This is a genomic window from Bartonella alsatica, from assembly GCF_013388295.1.
Classification (GTDB): domain Bacteria; phylum Pseudomonadota; class Alphaproteobacteria; order Rhizobiales; family Rhizobiaceae; genus Bartonella; species Bartonella alsatica.
Genome location: NZ_CP058235.1, coordinates 353,379 through 369,571 on the forward strand (window position 1 = coordinate 353,379; position 16,193 = coordinate 369,571).

The window sequence follows — 16,193 nt, forward strand, 5'->3', positions numbered from 1 at the left end:
TCACTGCATAAATGGTCTTATCACCGGCCTTCACAGAGAATACCGGTGATATGTTGGAGATAATCATCTTCAGATGATAATTCATCTTCATAAATTTCTATTTGTTCACGTGCAGAAAATTGTGTTTGATGTACCGTCTGACAATTTCCAGACACTAACGGATGCCACCATTGAAGGTCTTGTCCTTCATAAATTAGTCGATAGGCACAATTTTCTGGAAGCCAACGAGCTGTTTTAATCGTTGCAATATCCAACGATATACAGTCTGAAACAATTAATTTACGATGAACATAATCCCGACATCGGCAAGTCTTTGCATCTAAAAGACGACATGCTACACTGGTAGCATAGATATCACCAGTTTCATCATCTTGCACCTTATGCAAACAACAACGCCCACAGCCATCACAAAGACTCTCCCATTCAGAAATAGAAATTTCTTCTAATTTTTTTACTTTCCAAAAGGGAGCTTCTTCATTCATACAATCAATCTAACTTTTTCAAACAAGGAAATCTATCAAAAAGAAAAATAAACAAAATTTAATCTCTATAACTTCACACATTTTTTATCTATTTAAACACCATATATTCAGTACATTGCTTCAAGATATTTTTTAAAATCCAGCCTAATGAAAATGGAATATATCTAATGAAATTTTTCATACATCTACATGCAAATATAAGTAGCTTTTATGAATGCCTTCGCACAAAGAAAGCTTCCTTATGCTCATGAAAAAATCAACGGGCTTTATTAGACTTAAGAATCAAGAAAACTACGCAACTTTCGTGAACGACTGGGATGCTTTAACTTACGAAGCGCCTTTGCTTCAATCTGACGAATACGCTCGCGTGTAACTGAAAATTGTTGGCCAACTTCTTCCAGCGTGTGATCAGTATTCATCCCTATACCAAAACGCATCCGCAAAACGCGTTCTTCACGTGGTGTTAATGAAGCGAGCACGCGAGTTGTTGTATCACGCAGATTGGCTTGAATAGCCGCATCAATAGGCAATAATGCGTTCCTATCCTCAATAAAATCTCCTAAATGGGAATCATCCTCATCACCAACAGGTGTTTCAAGTGAAATCGGTTCCTTTGCAATTTTAAGCACTTTTCGCACTTTTTCTAGCGGCATAGAAAGTTTACTAGACAATTCCTCTGGCGTGGGTTCACGTCCAATTTCATGCAAAATCTGACGTGATGTGCGAACAATCTTATTAATTGTTTCAATCATATGAACAGGAATACGAATGGTACGAGCCTGATCAGCAATTGAGCGTGTAATTGCTTGACGAATCCACCATGTTGCATAAGTTGAAAACTTATATCCACGCCTATATTCAAACTTATCCACTGCCTTCATCAAACCGATATTGCCTTCTTGGATAAGATCAAGAAACTGCAGCCCGCGATTAGTATATTTTTTTGCAATTGAAATCACAAGACGTAAATTAGCTTCTACCATCTCTTTTTTAGCAATTGTTGATTCGCGCTCACCTTTCTGTACTTGTGTCACTATCCGACGAAATTCAGCAATCGAAATAGCTGTTTCTTGTGCAAGATTCTGTATTTCACTGCGTAAATTCTGAATTTCTTTAGCTTCACGCATCGAAAATTCTTTCCAACCGTGCCCCGACAAAGTTGCAATATAATTAATCCAATCTGCATCCAATTCACGACCTTGGTATTCTTTTAAAAAATCCTCATGATCAACACCATAATTATTTGCAATTCGCTTAAGCTTCCCCTCATTATGAATCAATCTCTTATTGATATCGTAAAGCTGTTCAACCAAGGATTCAATACGATTTTGATTCAAAGAAAGAGATTTCACGGCTTGAACCAATTCACTCTTTAATTGAATATATTTTTTCTTCTGAGAAGGCGAAAGAGCTCCCTCTCTACGCTCTGCCAAACTGCTTTCAACATGCTGATCTTGTAATTTTCGCAATTTTACATAAGTATCAGCAATAAAATCCAATGTTTCCATGACTTGAGGACAGAGTTCATTTTCCATTGCAGCAAGTGATAAATTAACGTCATCCTCCTCTTCCTCTTCCTCTTCAATGCCTATATCTCTGGCCATACACTCCAGATCAGACATGCTAGATGAAGATTTTGCCTCTTTTATTTTTTCAACTTCACTTCGTTCAATAACAGGAGCTTGCTTGGCTTCTGGACCAGCATAAGTCATTTCAAGATCGATAATCTCACGAAGAAGAATACGCTGTTCTTTCAATTCTTCACGCCAGATAATGAGAGCTTGAAAAGTTAAGGGGCTTTCACAAAGCCCTGCAATCATTGTCTCACGCCCTGCTTCAATACGCTTAGCAATGGCAATTTCACCTTCCCGCGAAAGCAGTTCAACAGCTCCCATTTCACGTAAATACATACGTACCGGATCATCAGTACGATCTATTACCTCACGCTTATTCGTTGTCGTTACAATTGCATGGCTAGAGGCCTCTACTAAATCGCCACCCTCTACCGTAACTTCTTCGTCATAATGTTCAGAATCGACTTCATCTTCATCATCCACGACATTAATACCCATCTCGGAGAGCATCACCAAGATATCTTCAATTTGTTCGGATGTAACCTCATCAGAAGGAAGAACTGCATTCAGTTCATCCATCGTCACGTAACCATTTTTTTTGGCAAGTTTAACCATTTTCTTGATGGCATCATCAGAAAAATCAAGAAGAGGACTATCCAAATTCACTTGGCTTGTTACTTCCATATTATCTTTCTGTTTAACCTTTGTTGCCATTCTATAACTCCACTTGATCACTACACAGCTTCCACGTGACCAGCTTTTTGCGTTCTCACTTAAGCGACTAATAGTTCCTCATAATATACCTCCTCTTAGAGGAAATTACTATTTGAAAGACTACATTTATATACACCCTTCATTCACACAAAAACGCGGGAAAACTCCAGAAGTTTCCCCGATACCTCTCAGCCTTTCTGAGATAATCTCTGTACCATATAGTAAGGACCAATTTCCCGCTTTTCCTTAAAATTTAGTCGCCATTCTTTATAAAAATTTCGTTCTACATAAACTTCTTCATACTAAGCCTTAGGTGACTGATTCGCATCAAAAAAGCGAATCATTTTATCGTATCTTGCTTATTCCCGTCTATTTTTTCATCCAACCGACTTCCAAATCCTTCAATTAATGCTTCCGTCGCTTGCATCTGCTCTATCTCACTTTTTATCTCACGAAGCAGATCAAAAACCTCACTCTTAGGATTTTCTATGAGTTGCTCTTCAATATCTTTTAATCTCTTATGTAGGTGGTATTCTTGAAGATGCAAGTAGACAGCCTGTTTTAATATAGCACGAGCATCTTCTATAGGAGCTCCAACAAAGACAGTACGCATACCAATATTTTGCACAAGACATCTCATACGCTCTAACAAAGCTTTGTGCCCTCTTCCTTCTAAGAGCTCAATCATTGTTTTTTTATCATGAAACTGCTGATTCCCAAGAATTTCCAACATGGTTTGATGCAAACATACCAATTGTGTGTTTTGTAATTCCAACACAGCAAGAACTTCAAAATTTTCATACCATAACTCAGGATAGTAAGCTAAAATCAATAAAATAACTGCTTCACGCAGAGGAATAGATTGAGACGAATTGCGCACTATGTCGGAATTTGCCAAAACAGAAAAAGATTGATTTTTAAATATTCTATTTTGGGAAAACTGATGATGGTATCCTGCAGATTTTTTTTTCGAAAAAAAAGGACGAAAAAAATCAAAAAGCCGTTTCTTTATATCCTGTAAATAATAACGACGTAGATCTTCATCCTTAATTGTAAAAATTTGCTGTTTCAGTTGTTTTTCCAGCGCCGCTCGCATCTCTGGAGTTTCAAAATTCTTTCCATAAGTAAAACGCCACCACAAAAGCTCAACCAATGAAATTGCTTTTTGCAAAAAAGAGGAAAAAAGTTGTGCACCACCAGCACGAATAATTTCATCTGGATCTTTACCTTGTGGCAACAAAACAAAACGAACAGATACCCCTGCCTTTAAAAGAGGCAACACACGATCAGAAATACGAAAAGCAGCCTTTAAACCAGCGTCATCTCCATCAAAACATAAAATGGGATCAGAATCTATCTGCCATAAAAGCCTAATTTGCGCTTCCGTTAATGCTGTCCCCAAAGATGCTACCACTCTCTCAAAACCAGCTTTAGTCAGCGCGATTACATCCATATAACCTTCAACCACAAGGAGTGAACGAACTTTTTCATCACTAACAGAGCGGCTATTTTTACGAGCAGCTGCTGCATTGTAAAGCATATCTCCTTTATGAAACAACACTGTTTCAGGGCTATTGAGATATTTTGCCGGTGTATCTTCCTCTAACGCACGCCCTCCAAAAGCCACAACACGACCGCGTAAATCTTCAATAGGAAATATGACACGATTTCTAAATCGATCATAGGAAGCAGCATTATTTTCACCCAATTTAAGAAGCCCACAATCTTCCATTTGTTTTATTGAAACCCCACGTGCGCTTAAAGCTTCTTTCAAAGCTGTACGTCTCATGGGAGCAAAGCCAATCCGAAAACGTTTTGCGATTTCTGGTGTTACACCACGCTCATCAAGATAACGACGCGCCTGGATACCTTCTCTATCATGCAAGCTATGTTGAAAAAAATCCGTAGCTATTTTCATAACATCATAAAGACTAGCTTTTTCCATTTGCCGTTTATGACTTTGTGAATCAAAAAGAGGTAACTTTATCCCCGCAAAATCAGCCAAACGCTCTACACTTTCTGAAAAGTGCAATCCATCAAGCTCACAAAGAAAAGTAAAAATATCGCCACTTACACCACAACCAAAGCAATAATAGCGGCCTTTATGATCATCACAATGAAAACTTGGAGTTTTTTCACCATGAAATGGGCAACAACACCAAAAATCTCCTCGCGAAGGCTTGCTTTTTTGAGGATCAAACACCACCCTTTGTCCAATAACTGTTGAAATTGGTAACCTGGTGCGAAGCTGATCAAGGAAATCAGGCGAAAAACGCATTATCTCTCACAGAGTTTTAAAATTCTTTTTTGCATATTTAACGACTTTAGAGCATAATTCCAATATTTCCTCTTAAGCGGTTAAAGATTTTACAGCCCGAACCGCATATCTTTCAGAAATGGAGAATGAAAAAGTGATCAAATTTCTTGTTCAATATCCACTGCTAGAATCTATTGTTTGGCTTATTATTCTTATCATCATTGCACTTTTAGTCAATTTTTTAGCACGACACTTCCTCTTTCACGGAGTAAAACGGCTTTCTTCTTTTCTTCCTAAAGCTACAACCATTGATATTGAACACACCATTCAATACACAGCTAATACTGTTTCAGCCTTTATTCTCTCAATCGGGATCAATGTTATTCCAACACTCCCTCATGATCTCAGCACTATTATATGCAATGTTGCGAACGCCTTCATTATTTTTTTTGTTGTTCTAGCCATCTCTTCTTTTCTTAATGTTATAAATACCCTTTATGAACAAAGACCAGCAGCACGATTAAAACCAATAAAAGGCTATATTCAAATCGCTAAAATTGCGCTTTTTACTGTAGCTGCAATTTTAATGGTAGCCACATTGATTGACCGCTCACCTCTTATTCTTTTATCCGGTCTTGGTGCAATGGCCGCTGTCCTTATGTTGATTTTTCAAGATACATTGCTTTCTCTTATTGCAGGTATCCAAATTTCATCCACCGATATGATACGTGTCGGCGATTGGATTCAAATCCCTAGCCTCGATGTAGATGGTGATGTCACTGAAATCGCGCTTCATACTGTTAAAGTACAAAATTTCGATAAAACAATCACTACCGTACCTATTCGTAAACTAGTGACTGATCCTTTTAAGAATTGGCGTGGAATGGAAGAAGCTGGTGGACGACGCATTAAACGATCCCTCTTCATTGACCAATCAAGTATCCGTTTTCACACAGAAAAAGAACAAGAATATCTTTCCCGATTTAATTTGTTAGAAAATTACTTCGCACAAAAAATACCAGAAATCAATGAATGGAATACACAATTAGATAAAAATCACGACGTATTAGCTAACACCCGCCGTTTAACCAACATTGGAACTTTCCGTGCTTATGTTTTTGCTTATCTAAAAAAGCATATCAACATCGAACAAAACATGACATTGATGGCACGACAATTACCTCCTACACCACATGGTTTACCCTTGGAAATCTATTGCTTCACCAATACAACTGTTTGGCTGGAATACGAACAAATTCAAGCTGATATTTTTGACCATCTTTATTCCATTCTTCCCAGTTTTGGTTTAAAGATTTTTCAAAATCCAAGTGGCTATGATTTTCGTCATGTATTAGAAGCGACAGAAAAGTAAAATTATAAGACTCAATTCGTCAATTTTTTAGATCAACCATATTTATAACAACAGAGAAAGAAAAAGTGTCATGAATGGTTCAGTGGTACTCCTTCATCTTGCAGGCGCTATTTCTTTACTTCTTTGGGCTACACGCATGGTGCGCACAGGCATTGAACGAGCCTATGGTGATAAGCTTAGATATAAAATGCGTCATTTCATTTCCAAACCATTGTTTGCTGTAAGTTTTGGACTTTTTTCAGCAATGATTTTACAAAGCTCTACAACAATAACGCTCCTTGTTGGTTCTTTTGTTGAGTCTGGTTTTGTCTCTGGATTAGCGGGACTCATGGCTGTACGTGGAGGAGAATTAGGATCAGCATTAGTTGTCAAAATTCTCTCCTATGATCTTACAATCGTTGTGCCACTCTGTCTTTTAATTGGTACTTGTATTTTCATGACAACTGAAAAACGTAATTGGCGTCAAATAGGACGTATTGTCATAGGTATTGGCCTTTTGATTTTATCTTTACAAATGATAAGCACAGCTACAGAACCTTTACGTGATAGCGCAATTTTACCTAGTATTATTCGTTATCTCTCAACCGATCCTGTTTCCACTTTTTTGCTAGCAGCTTCATTGACCTATCTTTTGCACTCATCCATTGCGGGAATCATTTTGCTGGTCAATTTTGCAAACTATAATCTTATCCATGCTCAACTATGTGTTGTCATGGTCCTTGGCGTTAATTTTGGTTCTTCTCTTATAGCACCACTTTTAACACGCAGCGCACCTCCTAATACTCGTCTCGTTCCCTTGGGAAATTTACTGATGCGTGGAGCCGGTTCAATCCTCGTCCTTATCTTATTTCTTTCCTTTCAACCACCAATCACATGGCTTGGTCATGAAGCCTCTGCTCAAGTTATTAACGCCCATATCATTTTCAATGTTTTCATTCTCCTTGCTGGAATCCCCCTCTCGAAATGGGTTTTAAAACTGACCACTAAAATTGTCCATACAAATACAAAAAAAACGCAAACTGATAAAATACTTAATTTATCTGATCAAACAGCTCTTGATGATAGCGTTCTTGAACGTCCAACTCTAGCACTTTCTAATGTCATGCGTGAAGTCATCCATATTTGTGATCTTGTAGATATCATGCTAGAAAAAATCATGGGACTTTATGAAAAACCTGACCCTGACATCATCTGTGAACTCAACCAGCTTAACACTATATTAGACAAAAAGCATATCGCAATCAAACTTTATCTCGCACGATTAGCCAGACAAAAATTGTCTGATGAAGAAGCCCTTCAAACCCAAGAACTTCTAGGAACTTGTATAAAATTAGATCAAGCAGGAGATATTATTATTCATAATATGCTTATGCTGGTTAAAAAGAAACAACAAAAGGGTATACAATTTAGCAACGACGAATGGAATGATCTCCTTCGTTTCCACTCCATTGTTCTCGCCAATGCGCATATCGCATTTAATGTTCTTGTCTCACATGACACACACACCGCGCATTTACTAGTGCAGAAAAAAGATCAGCTCCGAAATTTAGAGAAAGAGATGAGCTTAAAGCATTTTAAACGCCTTCGTGAAGGTGATCTTAAAAATGTAGAATCGTCTAGCCTTCATCTTGACACTGTACGCGATCTAAAACAGATTAACTCCCTTTTAACTTCAATGATCTACCCAATTTTAGAAGCACAAGGACTTCTCCAAAGTTCGCGCCTGCGCAATCCTTCTGAACAACAAACAGCTAAATCTTGACTTCGAAAATATTTGAATGATAAACGAATCATATAGACCACTAAATTGTGTATATTCAAATGTTCTGACTCAATAAATACTCTTGTAAAGGCTTTACTCCACAATATCATCATCAAGAAAAAAACGTACTATCAGAAACGCAAATACCTGTAGAATTGCAATAGATTGTATCAATGTTTGACTGTTTCAAGCTGCTCAACATTTTACAAAGCACTAAACAGAAATATTTTTTAACATCATTTCAAAAGCTATTGATATTGTATTAGCTGACTTCTTTTTAAATTTCTTGAGTATCTATTTGTTGCTTTGATTGTACATAACATTTTAGCTTTTTACAAAACTCTTAACAGGAATTAGCAAGAAATCTACTAATAAACACACTTTTATTCTCCCAAAGTACTTTGTAGAATTTTTTTCTTTTTACGTAAAATGATTGCTAACTTCAGAACTTTTTGATACTATAATAAAGAGTTATTATATTTTATTTATAGATATATACCTCACGTGTCCAATATACGTGTTAGTTGAGAAACAGAGAAACAAAAGTTGTAACGAAGTTTTCACCAGGAATATCCTCTTCTTAGGCAACAAAGCGAACCTTGACCTTTACAAAGCTTACTCTAGTTAGAACTAACAGTTTAGATTCAGGCAAAGGAGAATAGAATGGAAGACGCAAACATCGGCTGGATTGCAGCTATTATTATCGGTGGCCTTGCAGGATGTGCTGCACAGTGTCTTATGAAAAGCCAAACAGGAATGTTTCTAAACATTATTTTAGGGATTATTGGAGCAGCATTAGCCAGTTTTCTTTTTGGATTTTTAGGCGTGGGCTTTGCTGGGTGGTTTGGCTATCTTATTTCAGGTTTTATAGGAGCCTGCGTTCTTATATGGATAGGACAAAAAATTCGATCATAGAGCATTTTAAAATACCTGTTAGTGCTAAAAGAAAAAATCGAAATTTTCTGGTATAACTTTAAAAGTCGTAAAAAGGGGAATGATGGTTGAATGTTTAAATCACAATCTTTTTGCATCACCATCATTACATCATGAACCAAAAATAATGGTAAAAGCCTTTATAACTCACCACCTCCACTAATATACTCCAGCTTATTTATAGCATCAGGAACAGCGGTGTTATTTTAAGTTTAAATTGGCTTAATTTTTACCCTTTACATCAAATATCACTATTCTCAATATCTAATTAATAGCTCTTATTGCGCAAACACTTTACCGGTATTCAAAACTCTGATAAGAAACAAACTAACCGCAATTCAATCTTGCCCATCTCACGGGGACACTAATACAACCACTGTTTGTTATCATAAAAATAATAATGCTATTCCAAAGCTTTATCGCATAGCACTTAATTCCCTCACTCTTTACAAACAAGAGCGTCTTACCAGAAAAACGCACATACCCCTATTTTGTAGATAATAATAAAGAGTTCTCTCTAATATCATTAAAGTAAAAAATAGATATTACACAAATGATAGCTTACTCTGTCTTCTTTCAATTTCTTTGTCTTTATCTTCTAATTTTTATTAATTATGGATATTATTTTATCCATAACATGCTTTCATAGGACCTTTTTTATCAGCTCTCTATTAAATTTCCGGCCTAATATCTTCTTGCTTAAAATCTTGTTACCTTTGCATTTCTGCATTATAATTAGACACATTTTTTTATATCACTTAACACAACATACGGAATACGATTTTAGATGTGGAGTGCAATGACAGCTGATCCCCAAAATTCCATCTTACCGCCTCTAAAATGGCTATCTAACCAAGATCCTCCAGTACCAGAAAACATTCGTGATTGGCTCATGGAAGGAGGTTCAATGACGCTTCGATTAAAAAAACACTGTACGTGCATACGTGTTGAACCGCAACGTGAATGTTTTATTACACGGGATAAATTGCAAGAAGAAGCAGAGCATCTTCCCAAAACTACACGTTACTGGCTACGTGAAGTCATACTGATGGGAGATAATCAGCCTTGGCTTCTTGGACGCACTGTAATTCCACAAGAAACTCTCTTTGAACAAAACCAATCACTGATGCATTTGGGTACTATACCATTGGGACATTATTTATTTAACAGTGGTAAATTAACTCGCGATTACATTCACATAGGCCAACAAGGTGCTCTGTGGGCACGTCGTTCCCGTTTACGATTAACAAACAAACCATTGTTATTAACCGAACTGTTTTTAACAGCTTCACCGCTTTACACAACAAATTGTGCATAAATGGAGGTTGCTACACTCTTTTTACAATGCTTAACTTTTTGGTTTATATTGCTTTTTCAAGGTAAGAAAAATGGCTTTTTCGTCTTGTCTCAACAACATATTACGAATGAGGATTTATTTTCGAAATACTTTTTGAATCATCTCAACTCAAAAATGTTTCTACTTAAAAAAATACGTTAAAATCTCTCTTATTTCATCATAATAATTAGTGTATAATATAAACTTATCCTTGATCAGCTTTCAAGATATGCAGCATTTAAAAACATCTACATTTAAATTACCTGCAAAATAATAATCTCTTTTTTTAAATACAACAGCTCTGAATACAAAGAAACGCTCCGAAACATCCCTAAAGGCAACAACACATTCCTCTCTTCAAACTTTAAATGCGTATATCAAGCAGCTTTTTCTAAACACATTCCTCTAAAAGCTTTTGTAGAAAAATTAAAAACACTTATACACAATCCTTTTAATGGCACAAACACTGTGAACAAAAACAAGTGTATAAAAAAGAAGACTATCTTGTTTTCCTGTCAGGAAACAAAAAATACTAATTTGTTTACTCCAAAACACCTTTTCGTAATAACTTTTATAGAATTAAGTGTGCTATTAACATTTTCTTCATGCTTTTTGTACACTGGACAGACTACTAATAATAAAAATACTTTCAAATGCCCCGTGCAAATTTGTAAGATTCATTTACTGCACTTAACATCCCTCAAGCCATATCATAACCTTACCGATACAAGTAATCTCCCAGTTATTGTTTATACCAAAGCCTTACAAATCACCTATTCAATTTCTATCTCATCGAACTAATAAGGAAGGAATTCACAAATGACTCACATTTTCACTTATTTTTTCTATACCAATTCTAAGCAAAAAGACCTTTCATAAACGCGCCTCGACTTCTTACACTATTGAAGCACTTTAATGAAAACAAATAGTAACTAATGATTATACACTTCTAGAATTCCTCCACCACGATAAAAAATACCATAATCTCTAACCCTAGTATACATGAAACGAAGTGTAGTAGATTCCTACTACCCTGTAGCCTCAAAGAACTTGGAGCGTTATATCAATCCGGCACGCAACGTAAACTAACCTAAATTTATTTAAGCAGAAAAGGAACTTTTAATCAGTCTTTACAGATCTTACCAAACACGATAAAAAATAATCAATACACCTATATTAAAAAATCTCAAAACAGGACTTTACCTCTTTACAGAATGTACCTATACTTTTCATTTTAAGCGAAATATTGTAAAAATGATATACACAGTATTTGTTATGAGTTTGCTTTATACTGTTTAGAGAATGAATTGTGAACGCGTACTATGACACAAACTACCCCATCTCTTAATCCTTGGAGTATAAGCAAATCTACAGCTCTCTTAGTGTTAGCCGATGGAACAGTTATTGAAGGTAAAGGAGCAGGTGCTACAGGCGCTGCTGAAGCTGAAATATGTTTTAATACCGCCATGACAGGCTACGAAGAAATCCTTACTGATCCATCATATAAAAAACAAATCGTTAATTTCACTTTTCCTCACATCGGTAATGTAGGCACAAATAGTGAAGATATTGAAGATCTCACACCCCTCAATTGTCATGGAGCAGTTGGTGCTATTTTTAAAGCAGATATTACCCGTCCCTCCAATTACCGTGCAAATGAAAATCTTAATCAATGGCTTAAAACACGTAAAATCATTGCACTTTGTGGCATTGATACACGAGCATTAACCGCTCTTATTCGTGAACGAGGTGCACCCAACGCCATCATCGCCCATGATCCAAATGGAAACTTTGATATCAATACTCTGAAAAAACGCGCACAAAAATGCAGAGGCCTCATCAATCTTGATCTTGCAAAAGAAGTAACATCAAGGCAATTAGTAGAATGGAATGAAAAACCATGGATGTGGAATAAAGGTTACAGTACAAATGGCGCACGTAATTTTCATATTGTTGCAATTGACTATGGCATTAAGCGCAATATCCTGCGTCTTATGGCCGCGCACAGTGCACATATAACCATCGTACCAGCAGATACAACCGCAGAAGAAATTCTAGCAATGAATCCTGATGGTGTTTTTCTTTCCAATGGACCAGGAGATCCAGCAGCTACAGCTGATTATGCTGTTCCAACCATTAAAGCAATCATTGAAAGTAATATACCACTTTTTGGTATATGTCTTGGTCACCAACTTCTTGCTCTTGCAGTTGGAGCCAAAACCATAAAAATGCATCAAGGACACCATGGTGCCAACCATCCTGTTAAAGATTTTACCACCGGAAAAGTTGAAATTGTATCAATGAATCATGGATTTACTGTAGATACAACATCTCTGCCAAAACATGTTGAAGAAACACATATTTCCCTCTTTGATGGCTCAAATTGTGGTATTCAGATCATTGGAAAACCAGTTTTTTCTGTTCAATATCACCCTGAAGCTTCTCCCGGTCCACAAGATAGTCATTATCTATTTCAACGTTTTTGCAATCTTATTATGGATTATAAAAAAACAGCTTAATCGCATAGATTCCTTTCTTAAAGCTGTACACTTTTTACGCACCCCAATATTGCTTTTAAGAGCAAAATAGCCCACCCTAGTTATATAGCATGAAAAGCTATTTGCCTTTTAAAAACTGCCTTAGAAATAATATTTTTGCCATTTAGAAAAAACTAACGTACTCGTAAGGCAAAAATTATCGTTGCAATAACAAGCAGACAAAAGCCCCCTAAAAAAGGAGCACCAGAAAAATAGAACAACGCATCTTTATGATTAAACCATTCAAAGAGCAGTATATAAAAAATAGGACCAAATATTAAACTCAGTGCAATAACAGATGACATTGCTCCCTGCAATTCTCCTTGCACATTCACCGGCACTTGCGCTGAAGCAATAGCACGCATAGGCGCAAGAACAAGATACTCAAGCATTGTAAACGCAAAAACCACATAAACCATCCATCCTTGCGATGCAAATGCATAGCCAAGCATACCAAACAATGCAAATAGAAGCCCTACCATTGTAATACCCCAATCGCTCCATCTCTTAGAAAAATAAGGCAAAATGAGAGAAACCACAACAATCTGGCCTATTCCAAAAATACTATAAGACAAACCAATAGACAATGCATTCCAATCATAGCGTTCTTTAGCGATGAATGCCCAAATGCTTAACCATACAGATTCCGCCAACCAATAAAGAAAAAAAACTAATAGCACCCAAAGAACTGTTGGATATTGTCTAAGTTGCAAAAAGGTACCTAAAGGATTTGCACGTTTAATATCAAAATATCGTCTATTCCGCATAGGAAGAGTTTCTGGAAGCTTTACCCACGCAAAAATAAAGTTAAAGAATGAAAAACCGGTTGCAAAATAAAACGGAATACGTGGACCTAATTGACCTAAAAGACCGCCAATAAATGAGCCTAAAATAAACCCTAATCCGGATGCAAGTCCTAATAAAGCAAAATTGCGTGTACGTGTTCTATCATCCGATATATCAGCTAAATAAGCCGTACAGGTTACAAAACTAACTCCACTTACTCCTGACAAAAGACGTCCGATAAACAACATAGAATAGCACCATGCTATAGCACAGATGAGATTATCGATAGCAAAACTGATAATAGAGAGAAGCAAAATAGGACGACGGCCAAAACGGTCAGAAAGATTACCAATAATAGGAGCAAATAAAAATTGTACTACTGAATAAGCGACGAGTAATTTCCCTCTTTCCACAGAAGATGTACTAACATCTTTTCCAGTTAATTGAGCAAAATATTCTGGCAAAACAGGGCTAACAATTGCGATAGAAATAATGTCCAACAACAAAATAATAAAAACTAAAATAAGCCCACGATGAATGAATTTTAGATCAGGTTTTTGGTCGTTGATAGCATGCATATTACTTTCCTACTATCCTCTATACCTGCTATTAAGCAGCTATTAGGATACATTGTTTTCCCCCAATATGGTTAAAGAAAAAATCGTAAAAATACATAAATCCACACTTTGTCTGATACAGAATACTGCGTGTATTTTTGCAAAACACCATCACATTTCTAAACGATACTTCTCAATCAATTAAACAATTTGAAATTTCAGCATAACAATCCGATAAAAAATTTTACTCATACATAAAAAATTGTAAAATATAATAGACGAAAATAGCTATTTATAGCTTATCATATTTTAAAAGCATCATATATTAAGTATAATAAAAAACTTTATATAAAATATATTTTATATAATTCATCTATATTTTTACTTCACAATCATTTTACTTCATAATCATAGTAATTTACATTACAAAATAAACATATCATAGAATAAATATTTTTAATTCTGTAATTGTAGCAAATATTTACATAGTATGCAAGACGTTTAAACTTTTAAGATAATCATAGCAATATCTGTTTAGTTATGACTTGTTAGATGTTATTTATATGCTATCATCATCTCAATAACAATTTGGCTAGTACAGGAGAATATCACTTCTAATGATGATTAGCCAACGGATTATTTATTCAAAAATGGTGCATAAAATGCAAAAAATATTCCAATTCATTTTAATCTCAACATTGCTTACAGGATGTGATTTTCAGGATTCTGGAGCAAATAAAGACGTTCCAGCAAATAAAATGGAAACAAAACAAACAGAAAAAATAAACCTAGATCCATATACTTTAAATAAACTTACCACTCTTCTTGAAGAACGCTCAAAAGTTAATTACCATAATGTAGGAAAAATGATTAGCTTGCTATCTAAAGCTTTTCTAGGGACACCTTACAAAGCAAATATGTTGCAAGGCTCAGAAAATATACCAGAAAAACTGATAATTGACTTTAGAGGTTTAGATTGCTTTACTTATTTAGATTATGTTGAAGCCTTACGGAAATCAACATCACAAACAGAATTTATCAATAATCTCATACGAACGCGTTATGTTGATGGTAATGTTAATTTTTTAAATCGGAAGCATTTTTTTACCGATTGGGCTTATAAAGAATATAAACTTGCTGATGATATCACCGCACAAATCAGTTCCGATGCAGTGAACATTGAAAAATATCTCAATAAAAAAGCTGATGGTGGAAACTACCTTCCTGGACTACCGGTTGTTAAACGCAATATAACTTATATTCCAAGTAGCTTTATTAATGAAGAAGTTATAAACCGTTTACAATCCGGTGATTTGATTGGAATTTATACCAATCTCGCGGGGTTGGATGTAACTCATGTGGGCTTTTTTATCATAACAGATAATGGCCCAATGTTAAGACATGCTTCCTCACGAAAAGAAAATGAAAAAGTAATGGATTCCCCTTTTATGGATTATGTAGCAAAAACACCAGGAATTATTGTTTTAAGGATCTCTCAATAACTTATAGGGGGACAGAAATGTCCCCTACGTTATCAATATATATTCAAATAAGCACTTAAATTACCAAACTAAATATTCAAATTCGTATAATTTATTCAACTACAACATGTCTGTTTACATTTTTAATCACAGCACTCAATAAGCTTAGGCTAGATTGGTGTATTGCTAAAACAGCAAACTTAGTATCAATAATTCTTTTTTACCAATTAAACTATAATCAAGAAATAAAAAATTCTGTTCATGATTTTAATGAAATTAATTATTACAATCATCATGGAAAAAAGTGCAAAAGATTATAGTTAAAAATCTATCATGACAAATATAGAAACAATGACAAACACATTAGTATCCACTACTGCACATAAAAAATTCGACTTTACT

At 35.5% G+C, this 16,193-nt stretch carries 10 protein-coding genes; 6 read left to right on the forward strand and 4 right to left on the reverse strand.

All coding sequences use genetic code 11. The annotated features are described in order from the left end of the window. Positions 1 to 20: 20 nt before the first annotated feature. The 3 genes from HWV54_RS01525 to dnaG all read right to left on the reverse strand — a co-directional run bounded on the left by HWV54_RS01525 (position 21) and on the right by dnaG (position 5,048). Positions 21 to 482, reverse strand: a complete 462-nt coding sequence (locus tag HWV54_RS01525) for a YcgN family cysteine cluster protein (RefSeq protein WP_005864870.1) — start codon at positions 480 to 482, stop codon at positions 21 to 23. A 275-nt stretch (positions 483 to 757) separates the two neighbouring features. Further along, on the reverse strand, positions 758 to 2,770 hold the full coding sequence (gene rpoD, locus HWV54_RS01530) for an RNA polymerase sigma factor RpoD (RefSeq protein ID WP_005864868.1): 2,013 nt from the start codon (positions 2,768 to 2,770) through the stop codon (positions 758 to 760). A gap of 340 nt (positions 2,771 to 3,110) precedes the next feature. Beyond that, complete coding sequence (dnaG, locus tag HWV54_RS01535; protein ID WP_005864866.1) at positions 3,111 to 5,048, reverse strand: DNA primase; 1,938 nt, start codon at positions 5,046 to 5,048, stop codon at positions 3,111 to 3,113. Between the two features lie 133 nt (positions 5,049 to 5,181). On the opposite strand from dnaG, the gene HWV54_RS01540 reads away from it, so the two are divergent. From HWV54_RS01540 to carA, 5 genes are all read left to right on the forward strand, one after another. After that, positions 5,182 to 6,399 (forward strand): mechanosensitive ion channel family protein, encoded by a 1,218-nt coding sequence (locus HWV54_RS01540; protein WP_005864864.1) that lies wholly within the window; start codon positions 5,182 to 5,184, stop codon positions 6,397 to 6,399. Between the two features lie 70 nt (positions 6,400 to 6,469). Further along, entirely contained in the window at positions 6,470 to 8,161 is a 1,692-nt protein-coding gene (locus HWV54_RS01545) for a Na/Pi cotransporter family protein (protein ID WP_005864862.1), read from the forward strand. Between the two features lie 663 nt (positions 8,162 to 8,824). Further along, a complete protein-coding gene (locus HWV54_RS01550) occupies positions 8,825 to 9,076 on the forward strand; it encodes a GlsB/YeaQ/YmgE family stress response membrane protein (RefSeq protein WP_005864861.1) in 252 nt (83 codons plus the stop codon). 817 nt (positions 9,077 to 9,893) lie between these two features. Then, positions 9,894 to 10,412 (forward strand): chorismate lyase, encoded by a 519-nt coding sequence (gene ubiC, locus HWV54_RS01555; RefSeq protein ID WP_005864859.1) that lies wholly within the window; start codon positions 9,894 to 9,896, stop codon positions 10,410 to 10,412. Positions 10,413 to 11,752: 1,340 nt separating this feature from the next. After that, on the forward strand, positions 11,753 to 12,949 hold the full coding sequence (gene carA / locus HWV54_RS01560) for a glutamine-hydrolyzing carbamoyl-phosphate synthase small subunit (RefSeq protein WP_005864857.1): 1,197 nt from the start codon (positions 11,753 to 11,755) through the stop codon (positions 12,947 to 12,949). Positions 12,950 to 13,101: 152 nt separating this feature from the next. Here the strand turns inward: carA and HWV54_RS01565 are convergent, their stop codons facing one another. Then, positions 13,102 to 14,331 carry a tetracycline resistance MFS efflux pump gene (locus HWV54_RS01565; protein ID WP_005864855.1) on the reverse strand — a complete coding sequence of 410 codons (1,230 nt, stop codon included), beginning with the start codon at positions 14,329 to 14,331 and terminating at the stop codon, positions 13,102 to 13,104. 641 nt (positions 14,332 to 14,972) lie between these two features. On the opposite strand from HWV54_RS01565, the gene HWV54_RS01570 reads away from it, so the two are divergent. After that, complete coding sequence (locus HWV54_RS01570; RefSeq protein WP_040296439.1) at positions 14,973 to 15,812, forward strand: DUF1460 domain-containing protein; 840 nt, start codon at positions 14,973 to 14,975, stop codon at positions 15,810 to 15,812. Positions 15,813 to 16,193 lie beyond the last annotated feature (381 nt).

Excerpts from the sequence above, each read along its gene's own strand:
- HWV54_RS01525 (WP_005864870.1), bottom strand. The coding sequence starts at position 482 with ATGAATGAAGAAGCTCCCTTTTGGAAAGTAAAAAAATTAGAAGAAATT.
- rpoD (WP_005864868.1), bottom strand. The coding sequence starts at position 2,770 with ATGGCAACAAAGGTTAAACAGAAAGATAATATGGAAGTAACAAGCCAA.
- dnaG (WP_005864866.1), bottom strand. The coding sequence starts at position 5,048 with ATGCGTTTTTCGCCTGATTTCCTTGATCAGCTTCGCACCAGGTTACCA.
- HWV54_RS01545 (WP_005864862.1), top strand. The coding sequence starts at position 6,470 with ATGAATGGTTCAGTGGTACTCCTTCATCTTGCAGGCGCTATTTCTTTA.
- HWV54_RS01550 (WP_005864861.1), top strand. The coding sequence starts at position 8,825 with ATGGAAGACGCAAACATCGGCTGGATTGCAGCTATTATTATCGGTGGC.
- ubiC (WP_005864859.1), top strand. The coding sequence starts at position 9,894 with ATGACAGCTGATCCCCAAAATTCCATCTTACCGCCTCTAAAATGGCTA.
- carA (WP_005864857.1), top strand. The coding sequence starts at position 11,753 with ATGACACAAACTACCCCATCTCTTAATCCTTGGAGTATAAGCAAATCT.
- HWV54_RS01565 (WP_005864855.1), bottom strand. The coding sequence starts at position 14,331 with ATGCATGCTATCAACGACCAAAAACCTGATCTAAAATTCATTCATCGT.
- HWV54_RS01570 (WP_040296439.1), top strand. The coding sequence starts at position 14,973 with ATGCAAAAAATATTCCAATTCATTTTAATCTCAACATTGCTTACAGGA.